This is a genomic window from Oceanobacillus longus (assembly GCF_042650085.1).
Lineage (GTDB): Bacteria > Bacillota > Bacilli > Bacillales > Amphibacillaceae > Oceanobacillus > Oceanobacillus longus.
In genome coordinates this window covers 95,960-121,045 of the sequence record NZ_JBHSAO010000008.1, presented here as the reverse complement: position 1 = coordinate 121,045, position 25,086 = coordinate 95,960, and the positions used below count along the sequence as shown (strand labels likewise).

Here is a 25,086-nt window from a genome sequence, read left to right as displayed (position 1 = left end):
TCATTTATTGAATATTCTGTTTCAGTGGTAGTTATTACTAATTTTTTTCATTATAATGTCACTTAAGAAGGATAAAATTATTAGGAGGTAATTAAAATGGCAGGTATGATTCGTTTAAACCCAGAAGAGCTAGAAGATTTCGCGAGAAGGTATGGTATTGAAAGTGGCAATGTAAATGCTGTATTAAAAACCTTGGATGATCTTATTGGTCAACTTGGCGATGCTTGGGAAGGAGATGCTTCACGAGCTTTTACAGACCAATATGTTGAATTACGCCCATCCTTTGTAAACATGGTGAATTTACTTGAAGACATTCAGCGTCAGCTAGCTTCAAGTGCGGATGCTCTAAGACAGACAGATACGAATATTGCAGGTCAAATTCGCGGATAAATTATAAGGATAAGGTAGAAAAGTGCCGCAGTTGTTACAACATGACGGCACTTTTTTTATTCATAATCCGTAAGCATATTCTACCATGAAAATTGACAGGTATAAATTAGAATTCCCCATAAAGAGAGGCTAAAAAAGTATGTATATACACGTGACAGTTGATATGCAGAATTATGATCATGCACCAATAGAATTAAGATTATCAGATCAGCATTCCGTTAAGAAACTAGTTAATATTACATGGCAAGCTTTAAATTTAACTGTTAAGCCACGAGAAGGTAACTGGATTAGAGTTAAAAATAAAGAACGCGTTTATGCAGGGTTACACTCATTGGAGGAATGTGGAATAACGACAGGAGACTGTGTAGAGATTTTGTGAAGAGCTAAATCTCCAACTGTAACAATGACTTGTTTAGAGGAGGTAAATTGATGTCGCAGCAAACTACTACATACTTAGAAAGTAAAATAGATGCAACAATAGCATATCAAGATAAAGAGATTGAAATAGCCTTCCATCGTGCAAAGCTGAAATTGGATAATGAATTAGAGATAAATTTATTAAAATCTATTAATTCTGAGTTTAAAAAGGAATTTACATTGACAGATGATCAGTTAACGATACATATTTTTCCACCAGATTCCTATGAACGTTTTCATAGAATCCATGAAAAGAGTAATCAGGCCAAGTGGCAGTTTGCTTATAACTTAATCCAATGTATAAAGAAGCATGCATTTCATAGATTGAATCTTATTATATGTCCTGAAAACATAATGATTGATCAGGGACTTATGCCACATTTTTTACATTACGGTGTTAGCGAAAGTCTGCCACCATATGAAGCTGATGATGAGCGATTATGGATGGAGACGAAAGCAATTATAAGTGCTTTTGCTGACAATAAATATGACTTTGAGAAATATTTATCACATCATGAAACAATTGATCTTTCATATATAACGAAAGAAATCATGAAATCAACTTCTTATGACCAATTACTGGAACAAATAGAGGGAAATTTAAAGAAAAACAATGAATACGAAAAAACGGTCATTCATGTACCAACAAAAAAATGGAGAGCACAGCGCTACAGTATTTTAGCACTTATCCTATTCTTAATTCCTGCGCTTACCTATTCTATGTATGCACTATTCTTTAAAATTCCTGAAACCGAAGCATATGTCGAAAGTAACAGGTCGTTTTTACAAAATGAATATAGTGATGTCGTTACGAAACTTAATCATTATGATGATGAGAACATGCCATATATTGTTCAGTACCAATTGGCTTCTTCTTATATCGCAAACGAATCGCTAACCGAAGAGCAAAAAGGAAATGTTCAAAATACAGTCACATTACAATCAGATCATCGATATTTTTTATATTGGATTGATATCGGTCGTGGCAATTACCAGGAAGCGATTGATACTGCAAGACTTTTGGAGGATCGTGATTTAATTGTTTATGGCTTATTGAAGCAACGTGAAGGCATTAAAGCAGATCAAAGCTTAAGTGGTACCGAGAGAGAAGAAAAACTGGATAACATCGAAAGAGAAATAGATGAATATGAGGAAGAGATGGAACAAGAAGCAGTAGAAACTGAACAAGAAAGTAATGAAAGTTAGATGAAAGGGTCGAATGAGTTGAATCAACAAATGCAGGAGGTGGGATCATGGGGCAACTTTGGCTTTTCTATAATCAAACATATCAACACGTTTCGATTACCGATATGGATGAGGTAACAGTGGGAAATTTATTACAAAACACCATTACGATTCAGGACTTTCCCATCACGAAGGAAGTTACCATTACCTATTCGAATAATGGACAAAAGCTCAACGTGTATTGTGAAACTGAACTGATTGGAGAGGTCGAAAATGGCAAGCCTTTAACAGTTACGTTAGATAACGATGAGTTACAAATTCTATTTGATGCTCAGGATTATCAAACAAAAATGTATTATATCGGAGATCAAGCAGAAATCACTTTTCCAACTGACTCCTTTTCGTTGGTACACCACATGCGAAAATGGTTTATACAGCCTCGTGAAGAAAAGGTATATGTAAACGGAGAAAAAGTAACAGCTGTCACTGAGTTACGTCAAGGTGATATCGTATTTTACTCCAGTATATTTATTTCATTAATAGAGGAAGATGCAATATCTGTTACATCAAGAGAAGACTTGGCATTGAACTTATATGAAACGAAGCAACCGACTTCGATAATGAAACAAAAATATCCAAAATACAGACGAACACCTCGAATGATTTATGAGCTTCCAGAGGATAAAGTTGACTTTTCCTTTCCATCTGAAGAAAGTGAGGATAATAACCGTGGATTATGGTTAATTATTATGCCCCCACTTATGATGCTTATCGTTATGGGGGTGGTCGCTTTAGTGCGTCCAAGAGGGATCTTTATCCTCATTTCTGTCGTTATGTTCGGTACCACAATCATTACATCAACCGTGCAGTATTTTAGAGAAAAGAAGAAACAGCGCGAAAGAAAGGCGAAGCGTAAACGTCTCTACACTCGCTATTTGGAAAAAAAGCGACAAGATTTGCAGTCGGTGGCAGAGAAACAACGCGAAGTTCTCTACTACCATTTTCCATCCTTTGAGAGGGTCAAATATTTAACAAATGAAATAAGTGAGCGAATTTGGGAACGTACCATGGTGAGTAATGACTTCCTGCATTTTAGGGTTGGAAGAGCTACTGTTCCTTCCAGTTATCAAGTATCTGCACAACGAACAGATATGTCTAATCAGGAAATTGACGATCTGCTAGAAAAGTCGCAAGAACTCGTTGCATATTATAACCATGTAAAAAATGTACCACTCGTTATCGATTTAGCAGAAGGTTCGATGGGAATGGTCGGTAAAGACTCTATCGTCAAAAAAGAAATACAACAAATTGTTGGTCAGCTCAGCTTTTCGCAAAGCTATCATGATATTCGTTTTGTGGCCATATTCGATGAAGCTGAATATAAATCATGGGAATGGATGAAATGGCTACCTCAATTTCAATTGCCTCATGCATATGCAAAGGGGTTTATTTATAATGAGCAAACACGCGATCAACTACTTACATCTATATATGAACTGTTAAAACAACGTGATCTCGACGAGGAAAAGGAAAAAAAATTATTCATACCTCATTTTGTTTTTATCATTACAAATCGTCAGCTTATATCGGAGCATGCCATTTTGGAATATCTGGAAGGGGAACATTCCAACATCGGAATCTCTACCATATTTGCTGCGGATGCGAAGGAAAGTCTTTCAGAAAACATTCATACACTTGTACGTTACATCGACGAAACTCAAGGTGATATTTTAATACAAAAGCAAAAGGCTGTACATATTCCATTTTCACTTGATGAGCATAAGCACACAAATAATGAGAGGTTTGCGCGAACACTGCGCTCACTGGACCATCAGCTTGGTATGAGCAATTCCATTCCGGAAAAAGTTACATTTTTAGAACTCTTTCATACGGATGATGCTGCTGAAATAGGTATTCAGGAGAAATGGATTGAAAATCAATCATCCAAGTCACTCGCAGTTCCGGTAGGTTTAAAAGGAAAAGACGATTATGTTTACCTGAACTTACATGAAAAGGCACACGGACCACATGGACTACTTGCAGGTACCACAGGGTCGGGTAAAAGTGAATTTCTGCAATCTTATATTTTATCACTTGCTGTTCATTTTCATCCACATGAGGTCGCATTTTTATTAATTGATTATAAGGGTGGAGGAATGGCACAACCGTTTAAGAACATTCCACATCTGCTTGGAACCATTACGAATATTGAAGGAAGTAAGAACTTCAGTAAACGGGCACTTGCTTCCATAAAAAGTGAGTTAAAACGCAGGCAGCGACTATTTGATGTGTTTGAAGTAAATCATATTAATGATTACACCGACCTGTATAAAGAAGGAGAAGCAAAAGAGCCATTGCCACACTTATTCCTAATTTCAGATGAATTTGCAGAGCTGAAAAGTGAAGAACCAGAATTTATCCGCGAACTTGTTAGTGCAGCACGAATCGGACGAAGCCTTGGTGTTCATTTAATCTTAGCAACACAAAAGCCAGGCGGAATTATTGATGACCAAATTTGGAGTAATGCTCGCTTTAAAGTTGCACTTAAGGTTCAAGACGAAAGTGATAGTAAAGAAATACTGAAAAACGGGGATGCATCTAAAATAACTGTAACTGGTAGAGGATATTTACAAGTCGGTAATAATGAAGTGTATGAATTATTTCAATCTGCCTGGAGCGGAGCACCTTATACAAAAGAAGCAATTGGAGCTGAGGATGAGGTGGCTCTCGTAACTGATTTGGGATTAATTCCATTATCAGAAGTTTCCACAGAGGAAAATGGCAAAAAAGATAAGAAAACAGAAATTGATGCAGTTGTAGAAGAGATTATAGAAGTACAAGACCGCCTGCATATTGAAAAACTGCAAAGTCCATGGCTGCCACCATTACCACAGCGTGCAAGTAGAGAAGTATCAGATGGCATGGAACCAAATCACTATAATATTGGAATAATTGATGAACCGGAGCAGCAACGGCAAACTCCATACAGCTACCAGGTTATGGAGGATGGTAACATTGGAATTTTCGGATCATCCGGGTACGGAAAATCAACAACATTATTAACATTATTATTGCAAATCTCCTCTGAAAATAGTCCAGAGGAAATTCAATATTACATTTTTGATTTTGGAAATGGAGCATTACTACCACTGCAGCAACTTCCACATACAGGTGATTATTTCCGTTCGGATGATCAGCGGAAAATAGAGAAGTTCCTGGCGTTTGTCAGTGAGGAAATGGAAAAAAGGAAGCAGTTATTCAGAGATTATGAAGTAAGCAACATTAAAATGTATAACATGATTGTATCAGAGAAACTACCATTCATTTTCTTAACGATTGATAATTATGATCTTGTTAAAGAAGAAATGATAGATTTAGAGAATCGCTTTACACAGATAGCTCGTGACGGCCAGTCGTTAGGCATCTATACCATCTTAACCGCGACCCGTTCCAATGCGGTAAAGCACGCACTGATGAGTAACTTGAAAACAAAAATCGCGCATTATTTAATGGATACCGCGGAAAAATATGCGATTCTTGGAAAAACACAATATGAAACAGAAGCGATACCAGGAAGGGTTTATGTTAAGAAAGAAGATGCTTTTCTTGCACAAATCTACTTACCAGCAGATGGCGGAAATGATGTAGAAGTATTGGATAATGTGAAAAAGGAAGTACAAATTCTGAGACATAAATATCAGGATTACAATAGACCACATGCTATACCGATGTTGCCAAGTAAGCTGGAATTTATGACCTTCTATAAAAATTATGATGTGAGCCCTTCGAAAACCAAATTGGCAATTGGATTGGACGAAGATAGTGTGCAGCCTATTTATATCGATTGGCAGAAGAATAGACATTGGCTCATTGTTGGGGATGCGCAAAAAGGAAAATCTAATATGTTAAAGGTTATGATCCATCGTATGAAGAATCAATCAAAAGCTAGCATTGGATTATTCGATTCCGTAGATCGATCATTGTCTGAATATGCCGATGATGATGAAGTGGTTTATATGGAAACAAAAGAACATATTAATACGTGGCTTCAATTGGCAGAAAAGGAATTCGCCATAAGAGAGGAAACGTACCGAGGTGCAATGCGGGAAAGAAAAACAGCAACTTTAGTATTCTCTCCCTATATGCTGATGATTGATGGTATGGCAAACTTCCAGCAAAGTATTGATGCGGTGTTACAAACCAAGCTGACTGATCTAGTAAAAAGCTATAGCCATCTGGGATTCAGTATGGTTATCACAGGGAATGCGAGTGAATTTTCCAAAGGATTTGATGCTTTTACAAACGAAGTGAAACAAATAAAACAAGTAATTCTTCTAATGAAGAAATCAGATCAAAGCTTAGTTACTTTACCATACACCCGAAATGAACCTGAATTGAAGGCAGGTTATGGATATTACGTGGTAAATGGGAAAGTAAAAAAAATACAAATTCCTCACTATGATGTGGAAAGGGTGGAAAGTAGATGAAAGAAGAGCATAAATCATCAATAGGACTTATTGTCAAAGTCCTTGTTATTCTGTTGCTCCCACTTCTTCTTTTTCGTTATGTAGACAGCCAACCAACAGCAGTTGTTTCTGATGCCAATGATGAACAGATAAGAAGTGTAGCAATTGTTAATGAAGATATAGGATTGGATACGGGTACAGAATCAATAACACTCGGTCAGGAAATTCCTGCTTTGTTAAATGAGCAGATAGAATACAATTGGACAGTCGTAAATCGAAGCGCCGCTGAACAGGGATTCAGCAATCAAAGTTATGATGCTATTATCTATATTCCATCAGGTTTCTCACAAAATATTATGACATTTAAAGAAGATACACCAACGAAAGCATCAATTAATTATGTAATCCAGCCAAACTTGGAGGCTAAGGAACGCCAACGTATCCATAGAGAGATGGCGAATGCAAAGAACAGAATCAACCAGGAAATGTCAACGATCTATTGGAGCTATGTATCGCAGGAAGTAAATAATATTCAAGAACAATTCGATGCGATTGTAGAAAAGGAAATTGCATTCCAGGATGCGATGTACGCTTTCTATACACCGTCATCACAAACATTGTCACATGAGATTGATCAACATAAACGTAATTTGGAAAATATTTTAGATCAAACGAACCAGGTGAATGACTTTTCAAGTGATAGCACCAATGCAGCGGAAGAGGCAGAAACACAAATGTCTCAATTTACTGATGCATTAGAAGCCTATAAGGATAGTCAGCAAGAACAGCAGCGCTTGTTGGAATTAGCCCAAGTTGAGAATCAGGAAACGATTCAGACTGGCGTGGAAAGTTATAATCAAGCGTTGGAAGAAAGTATCGCAAGTATAGAAGAAAAATTTAGGCAACAATCGGTTGTTTTCAACAATAATCAGAAAAAAATAGTTGGTAGTTTTAATAATATGCAGGCAAATATTAGTAGAGGCAACGGTATCTTACAGGAGTGGAGATTGTATAGTGATTTAAGAAAAGAGAAGCAAGAGCAAGCGTTTTTAGAAGTTAATACAGCAATTGTTGAATTATATAATGATAGGTTGTCAGATGAGAAAATGGTGAATGCTAATTCTCGATTGGAGGAAGGGATTGTGGCATTTAAAAATGCACCGATTACAGCCTCTCTTATAGAACCAATAGCACCGGAAATAGGTGAAATAGAAGGTGTCAATCTTGCTTCCCTGCAGGAGCATCTAGAGGGACTTGGAAATGCTATTACAATGGTGAAGGAATTGATCCCTTCAGGAAGAAATTCAAATCCTGATCCTGTAGAAAGTGAACCAGTTGAAGAGCCAATGGTAAGTGAAGAAAAAACAGAGAGTGAGGAATCATTAGGTGAAGAGGTGTCAGAGCCAGTTGATGATTCCAATCCAGAGCCTGAACCTGAGTTAGATCCGTCTATTGATTGGTCTATGATAGATGGCACCTACCAAGCTTTAAGTGATGAATTGCAAGGGCTCCAAGAACAATATGAAGATCCAAATCAAATTATCTCTGCATGGAAGGATTATGCAACGGATTGGAATACGAGTTTTGAATTAATTAATGAGGAGATAATGAAAGCCACTGATGTAATTGTAAATAATATCGAAGCCAAACAGGTTATTATTTTACAACTACTGAAAGATAAGGGAGAAGATAGTGCAAAAAGCAGCCTGGAAGAACAGTTTCAAGGTATAGGCGATCGAGCAAATAAAACCTTACTTTCGTTAGTGCAATACAGTGAAGATCTATCTGTCTATCAAGCATTTCTTGAGCAAGATAAGATGACAGATGAGCAGTTAATTAAAAGCGTATTAGATGATGAATTTATCCAACAAAGCATGGAGGAAATCTTTAAGGTCAACACGTATTATACTGATCAGTTAAGTGCTGTATTAGGAAATTCTTCTGATCAATTAAGTACAGCGAGCAGTAGCAACGGTCAGGTAAGTTTTGAAGACCTCGTTAATGAAACAAATCAATTATTTGAAAATTATAACAACCAAATACAGGAAGAACAAACAAACACAATAAGTTTATTGGAAAATATGGAACTGCAGACAGATGAAATTACAAAGCAACTGCAAACAGCCAATGCTGAAACATTTGAATGGGAGGAGTCACCTGCAGTAGAGTATCTAGATGGACAGATGATATTCGATATTCAGCAAGGAACGTCATCCAATTTAGAGCAGTTATCAGAATTAACTGCTTCCCTCGAAGAAAATCAGGGGAATATTACAAGCTCTACAGAAGAGTTACAAGAGCAAGTAGGTATGGTACAACAACAATCCGATGAACTTAATAATAACTGGTCTGTTAACGTTGCTTCGACACAGTTAATTCGGGATGATGTCTATGACATTCTTGGAAATACGGTTGTAGATGGACAAGAGAATCCAATTGCCTATAATCACCTTGCAAATCCGGTAAATGTAGAAGGAAAGGTTAATGGACAAGTATTAACTGAAACTGAAGATCGAATGCCGCCTGTAATGATGTTTGTCATTATATTAATCAGTGGTTTATTAATTGGTTTCCTGAGCCATTATTATTCCAGTGCCTCTTATCTTGTACAAGGTGGTTTATTTTTACTGCTGAATCTTGCTGTAGGTCTAATCATTAGTATTTATGGGTTAAATATTTATTCACTGGATAATGCTCAAGCTGTACAGTGGACCATATTTACAATTCTCTTATTGGTGGCATGTTCCAATATTGTCCGAGGTGGATTATTCGTCGGTCCATTTATAGGTTGGATCGCAAGTATCGCCATGATTGTATTTTTCATCTCTCCATTAATAAATATAGTTGTACCGGAATTCAGCTTTAATAATCCAATTACAAATGTATATATGTCACTGCAGTACGGTACAGAAGGTTCCCCATATTGGACAATGGCAGTTCTCTTATTAATTACATTGTTAGTTTCTGCATTTATTTACACATTACAGGTACTTAGAAATAGACCTGGGGTGGAACAAAATGAAGAAAAAGCTTCTTAGTTTGTTCGTATTGTTTGGAATAACTTTACCTGTTCCTCTCTATGCGGAAGAGGAGAGAAATCCAGTTGAACCGAATATTTACGAAAAAGAGGAAATTAATATTTATAATAACTTTCAAGATAATCTAATTCAGCGGGAAGAATTACCTGCAGAACAACAATATTTAACATTCGAGAAGCCTAAGGATACAGAAAGCAATGTATTGAAAGATCAATTATTTGAATCAACTGTTACCGAAAAAAATACAATTACAACGAAAGCTGATCATTTAAATTTATTTTCTGAAGCGGATAATCAAACGAAACAACGAAGCGAGAGCGAACAAACAAGTCAAAGCTCATCAAGTATTATTACTGTAATGGTAGCGGTAGTAGTTATTGTAATTGCAGCCATGTTTTTCCTGATAATTCCAAGACTTAAGAACACCTCCAGTTAATATGGGGTTTCTCGCTTGGGAAATGAGGCAAACGAACAAAGAGCAGCAAAATGAGAAACCTAGATTCAAAAAGAAATGGAAGAGTTGGAAAACAGGGCTTGGTATGAAAAAATGGGATACGGTTAGCACCTTTAGGAGTGCTTTTTATGAATAATTTAGAAGAATTAATAAAGCAATATAATATTGAAGTTATTACTTAAATATGGTGATTCTTCAAATATGTCGCAAATAAATGAAATAAATTCAATACTGAATCTTTTAGAAGCGAAAGATTCGGAAAAAAGGGGTGAGGTCAATTGAAGGAACATGAAAGCTATGAAATTATTCCTGTTATTGTTAATGTGTTATCGAATTTAAAAACAATTAATTTCTATTTAATCAAAATGGAGAATTCTTTAATCTTGATTGATGCTGGGCTGGACAATGCTGATTGTTGGACAGCGTTCCAAAATACATTAAGTGAAAATGATTTTACAATTCAAGATATAACAGAAATCGTCTTAACTCACAACCATGGTGACCATGTCGGGTTAGTAAATCGTATCACTGCAATGCATCCCATACCCGTCTATGCACATGAGGCTGCAATTCCTCGTTTGAAGAGAGACCATGATTTCTTTGGGATGAGGGTTGCATTTTTTGCTGAAATTTATAAGCAAATGGGTTGTGGAGAAGCAGGTCACAAGCAAGTGGAATATTTGCAGCAGGCAATGTTAAAAGGAAGTAATAGTGCAATACATACAGACATTTCTCCAATTGGTAGCAATCATTTAGGCTTTAAGGTTATTCATGTGCCTGGACATGCTGAGGATCAAATTGCCTTATATGATGAAGCAGACCAGATTCTTCTATCGGGTGACTTACTGATTCAACATATTTCAAGCAATGCGTTAATCGAACCTAATATTACAGGGCAGCGCCTGCCAACATTAATACAGCATAAGCATTCATTGGAAAAAATATATGCTTTGTCGGTAGACTTGGTTTTCCCGGGGCACGGGATTTTAATTGATGAACCTAATGCTTTAATCAAGACTAGATTAGCGGGAATCGAGAGAAAGGCAGAGCGTTTGAAAAGTCTTATTCAAGGCGGCATTACAACAGGTGGTGAGCTTGCCAAGAGCTATTATAAAAAACTGTATTCTACCCAATTTTTGCTCGTAATGTCTGAAGTTATCGGGCATCTCGATTATTTGGAGGATGTTGGTCAAATAAAAAAGGAAATGCTAAATGGCGTATGGCACTATTCAGTTGTTGACTAAAGGCTACGAGTCATCTGCATGGAGTTGATTCCTCTACATCTTTCTTCCTTTTGTTGATTAAGTGTCGGTATAATTGAAAATGATTATCATTGACTAATGTCTTAAAAGCAAATAGACTATAGATAGGTTTTTGGAAAAGAGTTCATACATTAAATTATCGTTTTATGTATGTTGTAGGGAGTGAATTCCATGCAAGAATTAACTGCAAATGATTTAACGCTAAGTTATGGGGAAGATATTATTATAGATAATCTTAATATAACGGTTCCAAAGGGCGAAATTACTGTTTTAATTGGAGCGAATGGTTGTGGGAAATCTACATTATTACGATCGATGGCACGTTTGTTGAAACCAAAGACTGGTCATGTCGTTCTAGATGGTCATGATATTGCGAAAATTCAAACAAAAGAAGTCGCTAAAAGGTTGTCCATCTTACCACAAAGTCCTGTGACTCCTGAAGGTCTAACAGTTTATGAACTTGTGAAACAAGGTAGAAATCCGTATCGCGGCTTTCTAAAACAATGGTCTACAGATGATGAGAATGCTGTTAATCATGCACTTGAGCTAACACATGTGACCAACTTAAAAGATAGATCCGTTGATTCACTATCAGGTGGTCAACGACAACGTGCATGGATTGCCATGACATTAGCACAACAAACAGACCTCATTTTGCTCGATGAACCAACAACCTATTTAGATATGACTCACCAAATCGAGGTTCTTGATTTATTATTTGAGTTGAACGAGAAGGAAGGGCGTACAGTTGTGATGGTTCTGCATGATATAAACCTGGCATGTCGTTACGCTCACCATATTATTTCCATCAAAGATAAAAAGGTTTTTCAACAAGGTAAACCAGAAGAAATTATCACATGTAACCTCGTTGAGGAAGTGTTCCAAATGAAGTGTGACATCTACTTTGATCCTAACTATGGAACACCTATGTGTATACCTCATGGAAAAGGACGTAGTGTGTTTGCGGAACAACAATCCGAATTATTCAAACTTAATTGATTTAATATACTATATAAGAACATAATAGAAAACAGACGGATTTGCACCGTCTGTTTTTCTTACTTTATTTGCTTAGTAGTATTGACAGTATAAAAATAATCATATAAAATTCATGATAATGATAATCATTTTCAGTTAGAGATGGGGAGATACTATCGAATTAATAACGGCGATACGGGGTCGACGAACGATTCTTGATTTTAAATCAGAAAAGGTCAATAAAGCTTTGCTGCTGAAATTGTTTAATAACGCAGCGTACGCCCCCAATCATCATATGAAGGAACCGTGGAAGATAAAAATATATGAGGATGATGCAAGATCCGTGTTTGGGGAAAAGATTGTAGATAGTTACATAAGACTTGGTTTATTAAAAACTTCTAATGAAGAGAAATTAATGAGAGCGCGTCAATCCTATGACCGTTTCTTTACTTCTATCCCACATCATGTGCTTTTTTATATAGATAAAGAGGATGATGGCGGTTATGTGGACGAAGAGAATTTTGCGGCTGTCTGTGCATTTATTCAAAACTTCCAGCTGTTAGCTTGGGAAAAAGGAATAGGAACGATGTGGACTGCAAAGAAAACACTATTGGATGAAGTGTTTATTCGTGATATTGGACTTTTACCTGAGAAACATAAATTAATAGCAGTTGTCCAGGTTGGCTATCCTAATAAGGTACCAAAAGCAAAGGAACGTACACCGGTAGAGGGGAAAATTGATTGGATCAATACTGAAGAAATTAGATAGGGGATGGACTTATGAAGAAACTAGGATTACTTTTAGCATTATTTATTGTATTAATACTAACCGCTTGTGGGGGCTCAGATGAACCAGCTAATGAATCAGAAACAAATACGGATGAACGAACGATTACAATTGAAGATGCAATGGGTGAACAAACAATTGAAGGGATACCTGAAAATATCGTCGTATTGGAATGGTCCTATGCAGAAGATTTACTTGCATTAGGAATTCAACCTGCAGGTGTTGCAGATTTAGATGGGTTTAATCAATGGGTTAATATTGATGCAGCGTTTGATGAAAGTGTAGAAGACGTAGGTACCAGACAGGAACCTAATCTTGAGGCAATCGCCCGCTTGAATCCAGATTTAATCATCGGTGTGGACTTTAGACATGAACAACATTTAAATAGCTTAAAGGATATTGCTCCAGTTGTTACATTCGCACCTTATGGGGATGAAGCAATTGAGGATCATTATCAAAATATGATTAATGAGTTCCGAACGGTTGCAAAAATAGTTGATAAAGAAGCGGAAGCAGAACAAGTATTATCAGACTTATCAGATTTTACAGAAGAGCAAGTAGCACGTGTGTCGGATGCGGGGCTTGAGGGGTCAACCTATATTGCAACCCAGGCTTTTACCGCTCAAAACACGCCTGTACTTAGATTGTTTACAGATAACTCCATTGTTTCCCAAGTGATGAGTAACTTAGGTTTTGTAAATGCATATGAGGCTGACACAGTTGAAACGTATGGATATACTGAAGTAACGATCGAAGCGCTGCAAAACTTCCAGGACGAGAATCTTGAATTCTTATATATTGTTCAGGAAGACGATAATGTGTTTGCTAATCAGTTAAAAGGTAATCCTGTCTGGGAAAATTTGAGCTTTGTTCAGGAAGGGAATACACATGCATTACCAGGTGATACGTGGACTTTTGGTGGGGTATTATCAGCGGAAGTACTAACAGAACAATTAGTTAATGCTATGGTAAATGAGTGATTCGGGTGGACATAATGCTTCGAAAATCAATAAAAGCGGTTCTGACCTTTGGGGGTGGGACCGCCCTTTTATGCATTTTAATTTTTATACATATTAATCAGGGGAGTGTAGCGATTCCACTTGGTACTGTTATCGATGCAATTTTTGCACCTCAGGATTTGTTGGAACATCATACTGTTCGATATCTTCGTATGCCAAGGGCTATTATGGGCATTATTGCAGGTGGAGCATTAGCTGTTTCTGGAGTTATCTTACAAACCGTTACTAAAAACCCGCTTGCGTCTGCCAGTACATTAGGAATCCATTCAGGAACCTATTTTGCAGTGGTACTCAGTACGGTATTATTCCCGGCAGCTCTAGTTGGGAATGGAATTATGGTTGCATTCTTTGGTGGTATTCTAACATTTTTAACCGTATTTTTATTGTCAGGTGGTAATAAAGCAACACCAGTAAGAATGGTCTTAGCAGGAATGATTGTAACGCTTTTATTTTCCTCGCTGACAAGTGTTCTTCAAATTTTTTATGAAAATGAAGTAGCTGGATTATTTTTATGGGGTTCTGGTACACTCGTTCAAAATGATTGGAGTGGCGTACAATTTTCCTTACCAATTATAATTGCTGGATTAATCGTTATCTTGATCATGACTCATAAGTTGGACACGTTAACATTGGGCGATGATATAGCGATTGCCCTTGGGCAAAATGTATCGAGTGTTAAGTTAATTGCGATTCTTGTTGCTGTTTTATTGACATCTGTGACGGTTAGCATAGTGGGGCCGATCGGCTTTGTTGGATTAATTGCACCCCATATTATCAAGTTAATTGGTTACCGCAAGCATTTTCCTTTAATTATTGCCTCTTTTATATGGGGTGCAAATGTATTAGTTTTTGCCGATATTTTAGCGAGGATGATTGATCCATCATTCTCAGAGCTTCCTGTTGGTTCGATTACTGCTTTAATTGGTGCTCCTTGGTTAATCTATTTAGTATTACGCATGAAAAAAAGGAAGTATGGAGAAGAAAATACTTCTGTTTTAGCAGGTAAGGTAACAATTGGAATGCCGTTAAAAGTAGTTGTTCCGGTCTTAATTGCTGCAACTTTAATTACATTACTAATCAGTCTAGCCTCAGGAAATTATGGTTTCGAACCGCTTGCGGCATATCAGGTGTTTTTCGGTAATGGAAATGAATTTATGAAAAATCTTATTTTGGATCTTCGTTTGCCTCGTTCCCTTGTAGCCTTATTAAGTGGGGTGCTGCTGGCAGTATGTGGCTTAATTTTTCAAGGTGTCCTGCGAAATCCGTTGGCAGATCCATCCGTTATTGGAATCACTTCCGGTGCAGGGGTTGGTGCTCTTTTAATGATGTATGTATTCGGTGTATCTGCAGTGTGGATTCCAATTGGTGCAATGATAGGTTCATTTGTATTTTTTGTTATTGTAATGGCATTGGCAGTTCGGGCACAGTTTCAGCCAACTATTTTAGCGCTTCTTGGAATTGGTGTATCTGCTTTTGGCTCAGCAATCATTCAAATATTAGTCGTACAAGCTGATCTTGGAGTTTCATCTGCATTAACCTGGCTCTCAGGTACAACCTATGCAAGAGGGTGGGCGGAGCTATTTAATTATTTAATATGGCCGGCATTCATACTACTCCCCATCCTGTTTTTTAAAATGAAAGATATGGATACGTTGGCATTAGGTGATGATACAGCAAAAGGGTTGGGGCTTAAAGTGATGTCTACTCGATTCCAATTAGCGCTTTTGGCAACCGTCTTGGCAGCGTTCAGTGTAGCTGCAGTTGGAGCAATTGGTTTTATTGGATTAATCGCGCCACATTTCTCCAGATTACTTGTCGGCCCGTCGAATCAGCGTCTTTTTCCCGTTACAGCCTTAATAGGTGGACTACTATTAGTAATTGCTGATTTGCTAAGCAGGACATTGTTAGCACCAAATGAAATTCCATCAGGTATTTTAGTAGCAATAATTGGTGCACCATACTTCCTGTGGTTAATGCGGAAGCGAGCATAAAAATTTTGTTTTCTCATAAAAAAGCAGATATACCATGCCCCAGGTATATCTGCTTTTTAACTATATTATTTTTTCTCCGACAATTATGTTTCCTTCTCCTCATAAAATAAAACAATCTCTCGGTCTATTTCACCATTATCTAAATATCTTGATTTATCGTCCTTTCAGCAAAACGAAGAACTGCTCACTTAGGACTAGAATAAAAAAGAAGTAGTGCTCAGTTGTTTTGGTATTTGATGTCACCACCAATGATTGTCATTTCAATAGATGTGGTTAATAATTCGTCAGCATCTTCCATTTCAAATGGATTCTTGGAATAAACGGTCATATCAGCCAATTTACCTGTGTCAATGGTTCCTTTGATTGCTTCTTCATTTGTTGGATATGCTCCCATTTCAGTGAATAACCTAAATGCTTCATGCATCGTTAATTTTTGATCAGGGTACCAACCATCATGCGTTTGCCCTGGTGACCTTCTTGTTACAGCAGCATGAATTCCCATTAATGGATTGACTGGTTCGACAGGTGAATCCGATCCTCCAGCACATATTACTCCGGCCTCCTGCAGCGTTTTCCAAGCATAGGAAAGCTTCATTCGTTTTTCCCCAAGCCTCTCCTCAACCCATGGGTAATCACTCGCTAAAAATCGTGGTTGAATATCTGCAATTCTGCTTGGTTGTGCAAGACGCTCAATTAAATCTTCACGCAGCACCTGTACATGTATCAGCCGGTCGCGGTGTTTAACGGTAGGGAACTGATCCAGTAAATCCAATACATTTACCAGTGCTTGGTCACCTATTGTATGAACAGCTATCGGCATGGATAATTCACGTGCACGTTTGATGATGTCATATATTGCATGCTGATCAAACATAGCTTTACCATAGTTTCCCGGGTCATCATTGTAAGGCTCTGATAATAAAGCAGTCCTTCTTCCAAATGCACCGTCTGCAAATAGTTTTACTGCACCAATTTGTAGTGTTTCATTTCCGTATCCGGCATACATTCCCATATCTCTTAAGTCATCGAGAAATTCATGATTGATTAAAAGATTGGAACGTAATCCAAGATGCTCGTGGTTCAGTAATTCATCATAAATCTGATAGGTTTGACGTAAACCGCCTAAGTAAAGGGGATCGTTTGAATGAACACTTGTTAGACCTTTTTCCATAGCGAAGTTGATTGCTTTTCTCATAGCATTTTTCAACGTTTCATAAGATTTTTCAGGAATATACTGCGTTATTAGATGGGAAGCAGATTCCAATAGTAATCCTGTTGGCATATTTGTCGATTCATCCAATACGATTTTTCCACCTACGGGTACTGCCATGGTAGGATGGTAATTAGTTATTTCTAATGCTTTGCGATTAACTATAGCGGCATGTTCACAGATTCGCGTTAAATATAATGGGTTGTGTGGAGCTACATGATCAAGTTCATGAATTAAAGGAATTCCTCCATCGGTAAAGAGGTTCTCATCCCATCCTCCCCCCAGTAGCCATTCACCTGGTTGAAGTGTTTTTGCATAATTTTGGATGTGATTCAGTGCTTCGTGTTTCGTCGTAATTCCTGTTAAATCCAAATCGATAAATTTCGTGGCAATCATGGACATATGAAGGTGGCTGTCTACCAATCCAGGTGTCACCGTATTCCCTTCCAGATTAATAACTTCAAAATCGGAGGTTCCCCACTGGATGAGCATATCCTCGGTTGTCCCCATATCTATAAAGCGGCCATTTTCCACGACAGCAGATTGTACTGTTGGCCTTTCTGGATTAAATGTATAAAATTGTCCATTGGTAAAGATTTTTTTCATGATGTAACTATCTCCTCTGTAAATAATTTAGGGGAAAATAAACAATGGGATAGTTAAAGGGAATGATCTGGTTATGGATTTGGATCCTTACTGTCTCATGCATGTAGTAGTGAAGTAAATTTACATAGCGTTTTCCTACGTAAATATTTTAGGAAAAAAAGTGATAAATGAAGGGAAGATGTGTACACAAGGTCTAACCACCTTATTACGCACACAAAAAAACAACGATAGAAAATAACCTACCATTGTTTTTACAGTATACGTTATTCTCCATTTCGATCAGTAGTTCTCCATGAACAGTTACATTGCATGACAGTAAATTTCCTATTCAGAAACATACCAGCCATCATAAGATTGACCCTTACCACGCTTCGGCAAATAATCCTTTCATCAATCATCATAGATGTCATCCTCCGATTGATTACTCCCATTAATTGCGCCTCTACCTCACCGACCAGATAAGGTTTGTTTATTCAAGTTAGAGTAATATTACCAAATTTCTGATTAACTTACAAGCGTTGGTTTTTAAAATATGCTGCGTTACGGAGTGTATTCGACAAAATTCGGGGAGTGACAGGCACCTTTATCTTTTGAAAAGCCTGATGAAGAAACCCTGTTTTTGTTGTTCTTCCGCTTCTGCTTCTTTTGCTGCTGCAATTTGTTTCTGTGTTTCGAGTCGATCATTTATCGTTTGCATTAACATCTTGTCACGTTCCTTCAGTCTTATTTCTATATAATCCTGTTGCTGATTCAGTCGCTGTACCAATTCTTTGATCAATTCATTTTGCGTGTGCTGCTGTTTATTGTAGTTTTCCAATAATTTATTTTGATGATGGACCATGTCTATTAATTCAGTTAAATCGTTGTTATAGCGTTTTGTGTCGTTATCTATAACAGTTAATTCCTGTGTTACATCATCACCTTTAACCCATAAATATACAGCTTCTGCACACTCTTTAAGACTCATATCGCCGCTATTTTTAAGCGTTACAAGTTTCTGCAAAGCAATAACGTCATACTCATTGTACCATCGTTGATTTTGATTATTCCTATTAAATTTATAACCTGCATTTTCTAATAGAATACTATACTTCCTTAGTGTTGATTCCTTTACCCCTAATAAGTTAGCTATATCTGCAGGGTTATATATTTTCATGTATTCTTTCCCCCTTTTCGTTAATTATAGCGTTATAACATAATTATACCAGAGTAATATTTAAAATTGTATGAAAATTTAATTAACAAATTGGTATAAAAGGATAAATTTACTAAGTATATGCAACCTTTAATCTACCAGATATTACCTGGAATGTTAGGTGTTTATTACAAGTTTTCAATCGTATTTACATATTTATTCCGTACCTTTACCCTAAAATAGAACGTACTTTAAAAATCTTAGATGGAGTAGTTACAATGAAAAAAATCTTTCTATTAATCACAGTTATACTAGCAGTTAATATGATAAACGCTTTGAAAGTCCATGGTGAATCGCCAGAATCTCCGACAATACATAGTGAGGCTGCTATTCTACTAGAGGCAAATTCGGGCCAAATACTTTTTGAAAAAAATGCAAATGAACTTATGTATCCAGCAAGTGTAACTAAAATAGCTACAGCCATATTTGCAATTGAGAACGGAAACCTGGAAGATATTGTAACGGTTAGTAGCAATGCCAGTGCCCGAAATGTGGAAGGGACTACTGTCTTCTTGGAAGAAGGAGAGCAAGTTACATTAAAGAAGTTGATTCAGGGATTAGTAATTAATTCCGGCAATGACGCAGGAATTGCGATTGCCGAACATTTGAGTGGAAGTGTGGAACAGTTTTCTGATGATTTAAATTTATACTTAACAAATGTAATTGGTACGGAACAAACTAATTTTGAGAATCCACATGGGTTATTTGACGAAGAACATGTTACTACAGCTGAAGATATGGCAAAAATAACTCAACATGCAATGAAAAACGATGAATTTATGATAATATTTGGTACTAAGGAAATGGAATGGGATGGAAAAACCTGGGATACTACTCTCAGAACACATCATAAATTAGTGAAAGATGAAATTCCATATGATGGTATAACTGGCGGGAAAAACGGATTTGTATCTCTTTCGGGCTACACACTTGTTACAACAGCAGAAAAAGATGATTTAAATTTAGTTGCTGTAACCTTAAAGAGCAGTTATGATGAGGAGGCTTATAAAGATACGGTCGAACTATTAGATTACGGTTTTGAAAATTTCAGCACATCGAGTATCGAAAAGGGCTCCGTTTTCACTGTTGATGAACAGGAATACGAAGCGCCTAAGAAAATGTCATATACGCATTCGACGGATGACAAGATTCGTGAAACAGTTGATGAGAGTGGAACATTAAAGATTGTAAGCCAGAATGATACAATAGCATCTTTTCAATTAGAAGAAATAAATAAGGAAAGTGTTGAGGTTGAAACTCAATTAGCCTCCGATCAAACAGAGACAAGCCTACTTGGTAAGTTATTCTCTGTTCTGCCATATATTATAATTATCTTTGGTGTCGGTATGATTGTGGTTTTCTTCACCACAATTCGAAAAAAATCCAGAAAAAAATATGTGGTTAGAAATAATAAAAGATATTATTTCTAACTATTACGTAGAATACCACAATTCAATATTGCCATACACAGGTTAACCTTCTTGATACATATACTATCAGGAAGGTTTTTTAGTGGGGAGATTACGGTTAACATCATTGACATTGTTTGAATATTTATTATATACTTAATTCAACAAAGTTGAATTATAATAAACACAATTGAATACAATAGAATATACAGTAAAACCTAGCACTTATGAAACGTAAATTGCTGAAGCTCAACGATAAGAAATCTTGTGTAAGCGCATTTATTAACGTAATTAGAAACTGCAACACTGGTTAGAATATTTTCTATATTGAACGGAGGGTTTAAAGTGGCGCGATTACCTGAATATGTTCAAATTAAAGAAGTTGGAGCACGTGACGGATTACAAAATGAAAAAAAGTGGATCTCCTCAGCTGATAAAGTTGCTTGGATTAATATGCTTTCAGAGTCTGGTTTAAGTGAGATCGAATATACATCTTTTGTTAATCCGAAAATGATCCCGGCTTTATCGGATGCTAGAGAAGTAGGAAAAAAAATAAGACGTAATCCTAAAGTACTTTATTCAGCGCTTGTTCCAAATATGAAAGGGCTGGAATATGCGTTGGAAGCAGGTATTGATGGTGCATCGGTTTTTATGTCGGCCAGTGAAATGCATAACCAAAAAAACATAAATAAAACAATAAATGAAACGTTCCCTGTTCTCGATGAAGTAGTTAAAGAAGCAAAAGATACCGGGAAAAGAGTAACGGGTTATATTTCAACGGTGTTTGATTGCCCATATGAAGGAAGAATTTCGCCGGAACAAGTTCTTCGAGTTTGTGAAAAATTACTTGAATCAGGGGTGGATGACCTTTCACTCGGAGATACAATTGGGAGTGCTGTACCGACACAAGTAGAACAATTGCTGGAAGTATTAATGAAACACTATCCAAAAGAAAAGTTAATCCTTCATTTTCATGATACAAGAGGGATGGCAATTGCTAATATCATGACATCCATGCATTATGGTATAAATCGTTTTGACAGTACTGTCGGCGGGTTAGGAGGCTGTCCATATGCACCTGGAGCAGCAGGGAATGTGGCAACAAATGATGTGCTTTACCTTCTGCATGGACTGGGAATTGAAACAGGTATCAATGAGAAAAAGATTCAGGATGCAGGGATATATATACAAAACAAACTGGGGAAAATTCTACCTAGTAGGTCGCTCGCTTATTTTGCAAACGCACAGTAAAATCATTTAAAAATGTTTGATTGGCTTATAGGTCTTTTCGTTAATGATAGGTTTGGGATAAATCCAGATTAGAGAGCAATTCTACATATAGGATTGTTCTCTTTCTATTTTTCCAAGTATTGTTTAAAAACCTTCTCTTGACTACATTCAGCGCCTAATCTATGATTAAAAAATATACATATGATTTTTAGATGGAAGGACTGAGTTCCAATCGATCTTCATTATATCGGAAAAAAGATAAAGCAAATCCGTTTACGAAACAAAAAAACGCAGCAGCAAGTTGCTGATGAATGTGGTATTTCCAAAAGTTTATTATCAAAAATTGAAAATGGACAAACGGCATCTGCCATTGCGACGTTATCAAAAATTAGTGAAGCTTTGGGGGTACAGCTGTCCTGGGTTCTTGATGACAATCCAGAACAAGATCTGGTGCTACAGCAAGGTTCAAACCGGCAATCCAAAATCGGGGATGAAAGTATGGGGTATTCCTATGAGCTGTTGGCTAACCGTTCGAAGTATAGTGGCATTGAACCTACCATTGTCCATGTAACACCAAAAACGATTAACCAACGGCAAGAGAAAACCTATACACATTCACAAGATGAATTTATCTACATACTCGAAGGCACGATTCACTTGCTCTATGATGGAGAAAAGCACTTTATGGAAAAAGGAGATAGCGCCTATTTTCAAGGTTCCAAACCTCATCTTTTTATCCCAATAAATGATGAAGAAGCACAGGTATTAACATGTTTTATCGACCGGGTTTAAATTAAATAGGTAGGAAAGACAGCATGCATAATTTATGTATGTTGTCTTTTTGTGTTCGACAAATAATGACAAAAACCGGGGAGTGACAGGCATTGTTCGGTACTGTTCACTTTTTTGTCATATGTGTTTGGTTTTGTGTTGAAGGTCACAGGCTTGATGTGATTTACATCACTAGGAGAAAGCGAATTCAGGAATAGAATAAGAGTAAGAAATAACATAAAGGAGTGATGATCAAATGGAGACAACAAAAAAATTAATCCAAGAAGAAAATGTAGATAAAGATGATGTAAATTCACTAAAAGGGGCACTATTTTCTTCCATTGTTTTTGTTGGAGGCGGAATTGTAGGTTTTATTTTATTACTATTCATTACGTATATGGTAAGAGTCTAAGGGAGGTAATTATATGAAAATGCATCGTTTCGAAGAGATTTGGCTAATTCTTGGTGTCGGAATCCTTGTTCTCTCCATGGTAGTTACTGGATATCAAACATTTGCTATGGAAATGGGGCCACCAAGTAATACGGAAACAATTGATCCACAGAAAGTAGATGAAACAGCACCATTTGATAATCCAGGTGTTTTCAAGACAGGAGAAAATGAATATGAAGTTGTGATGACACTACAAATATTCAGTTTTACACCTGATAAAATCGAAGTACCTACTGGATCTGAGGTAACGTTCACCATGACTTCTAAAGATGTTATTCATGGTTTTCAAATTGCAGGAACAAATGTAAATGCAATGGTAGTACCAGGCCATATTCAAAAAATCACGGAAACTTTTGATGAACCGGGTGAATATTTAGTTTTATGTAATGAGTATTGTGGTGCAGGACATCAAATGATGGCAACTACAGTAACCGTTAAATAAAGGAAGGAGGCAATAATATGGAAGCAATAAAGAACACATTTATAGAGAAAACAAATAAATCCTTAGGCGTAAACACAGAAGATTCACGTCTTTCTTTAACTTATTTTTCGTTGGCATTCATCGTATTATTTATTGGCGGAACGCTTGGATTGCTTCAAGGACTTAACAGAGCTGGGCTTTTAGAATTACCTGCATGGCTTAATTATTATCAAATTTTAACTGCCCATGGAGTGCTGTTGGTACTTGTATTTACAACACTGTTTATGATTGGTTATTTCTATGCGGCGCTATCACATAACCTTGGAGGACTCTTGCCTAAGGTAAGAAAAATGGGTTGGGTTTCATTTGGTCTACTCGTATCAGGTACTGTATTCGTCGTGACAACAATTGTAATGGGTGAAGCGTCCGTTATGTATACCTTTTATCCACCAATGCAAGCATCTCCCTGGTTTTATATCGGATTGGTATTTCTTGTAGCGGGAATTTGGGTTGCCGGAATAGGCGTATTTATGAATGCAGCTAACTGGAAAAAAAGAAACCGCGGACAGCATTTGCCCTTATTAACGTACTTTGCTGTTGGTGCCTTCGTTCTTACACTTTTAGGAAGCCTTGGTGTAACTGCTGAGGTGCTTATGTTAATCCCTTGGGCTTTCGGCTGGACAGAGACAATAAATGTTATGCTAAGCAGGACTTTGTTCTGGAGCTTTGGACACACAATCGTTAACGTGTGGTACTTGATCGCTGTTTCAGCATGGTATGTCACTGTACCAAAGATAATCGGTGGAAGATTGTTCAGTGATACATTAGCTCGTCTCGTAGTTATTTTATCTGTAGTATTGAATGTTCCTGGTGGATTCCATCACCAAATCGTAGATCCCGGATTTACGGAAGGGTTAAAATTCATGCACGTATTTATGAGTTTATCTATCTCACTACCATCCCTTATGACAGCATTTTTCATGTTTGCCGTATTTGAACGTACTGGAAGGAAAAAAGGTGCAAAAGGTTTGTTAGGATGGGTTAAAAAATTACCATGGAAAGATGTAAGATTCCTTGCGCCAATGATTGCGATGATCGCATTTATTCCAGCAGGAGCAGGTGGAATTGCACAAACAAACAACCAATTAAACCAGGTTGTCCACAATTCATTATGGGTTGTAGGTCACTTCCATTTAACTGTCGGAACTACAGTTGCAGTAACCTTCTTTGGAGTAATGTACTGGTTAATTCCATATTTAACAAAACGTGAGTTAACACCAAAAATGAATCGATTAGGTATTATCCAGACGATTGTCTGGACAGTAGGTATGCTGTTTATGTCTGGATCAATGCATTGGGTTGGAGTTTTGGGCTCTCCACGAAGAACTTCCTATACAACCTATGGAGATAATGCAACAGCACTCGGTTGGGATCCATACCTGTTCTTCCTGGCAATAGGAGGTTCGTTATTATTCTTAGGAGTTATCCTCATGGTATATATTGTTTTCAATCTCATGTTCTTCGCACCGAAAGGGAATACGGAATTTACGATAGCTGAACCAGAGGATAACGCTTCCGTAACACCAAAATGGACGGAACGTTGGGGACTTTGGGTAATCGTAGCAATAGCAGTTATCTCAATGGGCTATGTAATACCTTTAGTAGATTTAATTTTGAATGCACCTCCTGGTTCGCCACCATTTAGAACTTGGTAAGAAGGAAAGTGTACGGATGTAAACACCCATAGTCAGAGATAGTCTCACCCATAGTGATCTGACTATCTCTTTCTGTTTAAAAGATTAGCAA

19 protein-coding genes and 1 riboswitch are annotated in these 25,086 nt (G+C 37.1%); of the genes, 17 read left to right on the top strand and 2 right to left on the bottom strand.

Going from position 1 to position 25,086, the window contains the following annotated elements; all coding sequences use genetic code 11:
• Positions 1-96: 96 nt before the first annotated feature.
• From ACFOUV_RS11220 to ACFOUV_RS11170, 11 genes are all read left to right on the top strand, one after another.
• Positions 97-390 (top strand): WXG100 family type VII secretion target, encoded by a 294-nt coding sequence (locus ACFOUV_RS11220; protein WP_379496860.1) that lies wholly within the window; start codon positions 97-99, stop codon positions 388-390.
• A 139-nt stretch (positions 391-529) separates the two neighbouring features.
• Positions 530-769: an EsaB/YukD family protein gene (locus ACFOUV_RS11215; RefSeq protein ID WP_379496859.1), complete on the top strand. Its 240-nt coding sequence runs from the start codon at positions 530-532 to the stop codon at positions 767-769.
• Positions 770-819: 50 nt separating this feature from the next.
• On the top strand, positions 820-2,013 hold the full coding sequence (essB, locus tag ACFOUV_RS11210; RefSeq protein ID WP_379496858.1) for a type VII secretion protein EssB: 1,194 nt from the start codon (positions 820-822) through the stop codon (positions 2,011-2,013).
• A gap of 47 nt (positions 2,014-2,060) precedes the next feature.
• Positions 2,061-6,479: a type VII secretion protein EssC gene (gene essC, locus ACFOUV_RS11205; RefSeq protein WP_379496857.1), complete on the top strand. Its 4,419-nt coding sequence runs from the start codon at positions 2,061-2,063 to the stop codon at positions 6,477-6,479.
• Positions 6,476-9,496: a type VII secretion protein EsaA gene (esaA, locus tag ACFOUV_RS11200; RefSeq protein WP_379496856.1), complete on the top strand. Its 3,021-nt coding sequence runs from the start codon at positions 6,476-6,478 to the stop codon at positions 9,494-9,496. Before essC ends, esaA begins: the two co-directional genes overlap by 4 nt.
• Positions 9,477-9,932 carry a type VII secretion protein EssA gene (essA, locus tag ACFOUV_RS11195; protein WP_379496855.1) on the top strand — a complete coding sequence of 152 codons (456 nt, stop codon included), beginning with the start codon at positions 9,477-9,479 and terminating at the stop codon, positions 9,930-9,932. The genes esaA and essA overlap by 20 nt, the downstream gene beginning before the upstream one ends.
• A gap of 296 nt (positions 9,933-10,228) precedes the next feature.
• Entirely contained in the window at positions 10,229-11,194 is a 966-nt protein-coding gene (locus tag ACFOUV_RS11190; protein ID WP_379496854.1) for an MBL fold metallo-hydrolase, read from the top strand.
• A 189-nt stretch (positions 11,195-11,383) separates the two neighbouring features.
• On the top strand, positions 11,384-12,211 hold the full coding sequence (locus tag ACFOUV_RS11185) for an ABC transporter ATP-binding protein (RefSeq protein WP_379496853.1): 828 nt from the start codon (positions 11,384-11,386) through the stop codon (positions 12,209-12,211).
• 154 nt (positions 12,212-12,365) lie between these two features.
• Positions 12,366-12,959, top strand: coding sequence for a nitroreductase family protein (locus ACFOUV_RS11180; protein WP_379497254.1), 594 nt, complete (start codon positions 12,366-12,368; stop codon positions 12,957-12,959).
• An 11-nt stretch (positions 12,960-12,970) separates the two neighbouring features.
• Entirely contained in the window at positions 12,971-13,957 is a 987-nt protein-coding gene (locus ACFOUV_RS11175) for an ABC transporter substrate-binding protein (RefSeq protein ID WP_379496852.1), read from the top strand.
• Positions 13,958-13,971: 14 nt separating this feature from the next.
• Positions 13,972-15,987 (top strand): iron ABC transporter permease, encoded by a 2,016-nt coding sequence (locus ACFOUV_RS11170; RefSeq protein ID WP_379496851.1) that lies wholly within the window; start codon positions 13,972-13,974, stop codon positions 15,985-15,987.
• Between the two features lie 217 nt (positions 15,988-16,204).
• Here the strand turns inward: ACFOUV_RS11170 and ACFOUV_RS11165 are convergent, their stop codons facing one another.
• The gene (locus ACFOUV_RS11165) at positions 16,205-17,803 is read right to left on the bottom strand and encodes an amidohydrolase (protein ID WP_379496850.1); all 1,599 of its coding nucleotides are present in this window, start codon (positions 17,801-17,803) and stop codon (positions 16,205-16,207) included.
• 275 nt (positions 17,804-18,078) lie between these two features.
• A riboswitch (Lysine riboswitch) is annotated at positions 18,079-18,256 on the bottom strand.
• Between the two features lie 130 nt (positions 18,257-18,386).
• The gene (locus ACFOUV_RS11160; RefSeq protein ID WP_379496849.1) at positions 18,387-18,959 is read right to left on the bottom strand and encodes a hypothetical protein; all 573 of its coding nucleotides are present in this window, start codon (positions 18,957-18,959) and stop codon (positions 18,387-18,389) included.
• Positions 18,960-19,216: 257 nt separating this feature from the next.
• Between ACFOUV_RS11160 and ACFOUV_RS11155 the strand changes: the two genes are divergently transcribed.
• The 6 genes from ACFOUV_RS11155 (at position 19,217) to ACFOUV_RS11130 (ending at position 24,995) form a co-directional block, all read left to right on the top strand.
• Complete coding sequence (locus tag ACFOUV_RS11155; protein WP_379496848.1) at positions 19,217-20,428, top strand: D-alanyl-D-alanine carboxypeptidase family protein; 1,212 nt, start codon at positions 19,217-19,219, stop codon at positions 20,426-20,428.
• Positions 20,429-20,752: 324 nt separating this feature from the next.
• Positions 20,753-21,658 (top strand): hydroxymethylglutaryl-CoA lyase, encoded by a 906-nt coding sequence (locus tag ACFOUV_RS11150; protein WP_379496847.1) that lies wholly within the window; start codon positions 20,753-20,755, stop codon positions 21,656-21,658.
• Between the two features lie 210 nt (positions 21,659-21,868).
• The gene (locus tag ACFOUV_RS11145; RefSeq protein WP_379497253.1) at positions 21,869-22,429 is read left to right on the top strand and encodes a helix-turn-helix domain-containing protein; all 561 of its coding nucleotides are present in this window, start codon (positions 21,869-21,871) and stop codon (positions 22,427-22,429) included.
• 235 nt (positions 22,430-22,664) lie between these two features.
• Positions 22,665-22,820 (top strand): hypothetical protein, encoded by a 156-nt coding sequence (locus tag ACFOUV_RS11140; protein WP_379496846.1) that lies wholly within the window; start codon positions 22,665-22,667, stop codon positions 22,818-22,820.
• Between the two features lie 13 nt (positions 22,821-22,833).
• Positions 22,834-23,301, top strand: coding sequence for a cytochrome c oxidase subunit II (locus ACFOUV_RS11135; RefSeq protein WP_379496845.1), 468 nt, complete (start codon positions 22,834-22,836; stop codon positions 23,299-23,301).
• Between the two features lie 17 nt (positions 23,302-23,318).
• The gene (locus ACFOUV_RS11130; RefSeq protein ID WP_379496844.1) at positions 23,319-24,995 is read left to right on the top strand and encodes a cbb3-type cytochrome c oxidase subunit I; all 1,677 of its coding nucleotides are present in this window, start codon (positions 23,319-23,321) and stop codon (positions 24,993-24,995) included.
• Positions 24,996-25,086: the final 91 nt, after the last annotated feature.

Bases quoted from the DNA above. Each gene is read 5' to 3' on its own strand.
- ACFOUV_RS11220 (WP_379496860.1), top strand. From the start codon at position 97: ATGGCAGGTATGATTCGTTTAAACCCAGAAGAGCTAGAAGATTTCGCG.
- ACFOUV_RS11215 (WP_379496859.1), top strand. From the start codon at position 530: ATGTATATACACGTGACAGTTGATATGCAGAATTATGATCATGCACCA.
- essB (WP_379496858.1), top strand. From the start codon at position 820: ATGTCGCAGCAAACTACTACATACTTAGAAAGTAAAATAGATGCAACA.
- essC (WP_379496857.1), top strand. From the start codon at position 2,061: ATGGGGCAACTTTGGCTTTTCTATAATCAAACATATCAACACGTTTCG.
- esaA (WP_379496856.1), top strand. From the start codon at position 6,476: ATGAAAGAAGAGCATAAATCATCAATAGGACTTATTGTCAAAGTCCTT.
- essA (WP_379496855.1), top strand. From the start codon at position 9,477: ATGAAGAAAAAGCTTCTTAGTTTGTTCGTATTGTTTGGAATAACTTTA.
- ACFOUV_RS11185 (WP_379496853.1), top strand. From the start codon at position 11,384: ATGCAAGAATTAACTGCAAATGATTTAACGCTAAGTTATGGGGAAGAT.
- ACFOUV_RS11175 (WP_379496852.1), top strand. From the start codon at position 12,971: ATGAAGAAACTAGGATTACTTTTAGCATTATTTATTGTATTAATACTA.
- ACFOUV_RS11170 (WP_379496851.1), top strand. From the start codon at position 13,972: ATGCTTCGAAAATCAATAAAAGCGGTTCTGACCTTTGGGGGTGGGACC.
- ACFOUV_RS11165 (WP_379496850.1), bottom strand. From the start codon at position 17,803: ATGAAAAAAATCTTTACCAATGGACAATTTTATACATTTAATCCAGAA.
- ACFOUV_RS11160 (WP_379496849.1), bottom strand. From the start codon at position 18,959: ATGAAAATATATAACCCTGCAGATATAGCTAACTTATTAGGGGTAAAG.
- ACFOUV_RS11155 (WP_379496848.1), top strand. From the start codon at position 19,217: ATGAAAAAAATCTTTCTATTAATCACAGTTATACTAGCAGTTAATATG.
- ACFOUV_RS11140 (WP_379496846.1), top strand. From the start codon at position 22,665: ATGGAGACAACAAAAAAATTAATCCAAGAAGAAAATGTAGATAAAGAT.
- ACFOUV_RS11135 (WP_379496845.1), top strand. From the start codon at position 22,834: ATGAAAATGCATCGTTTCGAAGAGATTTGGCTAATTCTTGGTGTCGGA.
- ACFOUV_RS11130 (WP_379496844.1), top strand. From the start codon at position 23,319: ATGGAAGCAATAAAGAACACATTTATAGAGAAAACAAATAAATCCTTA.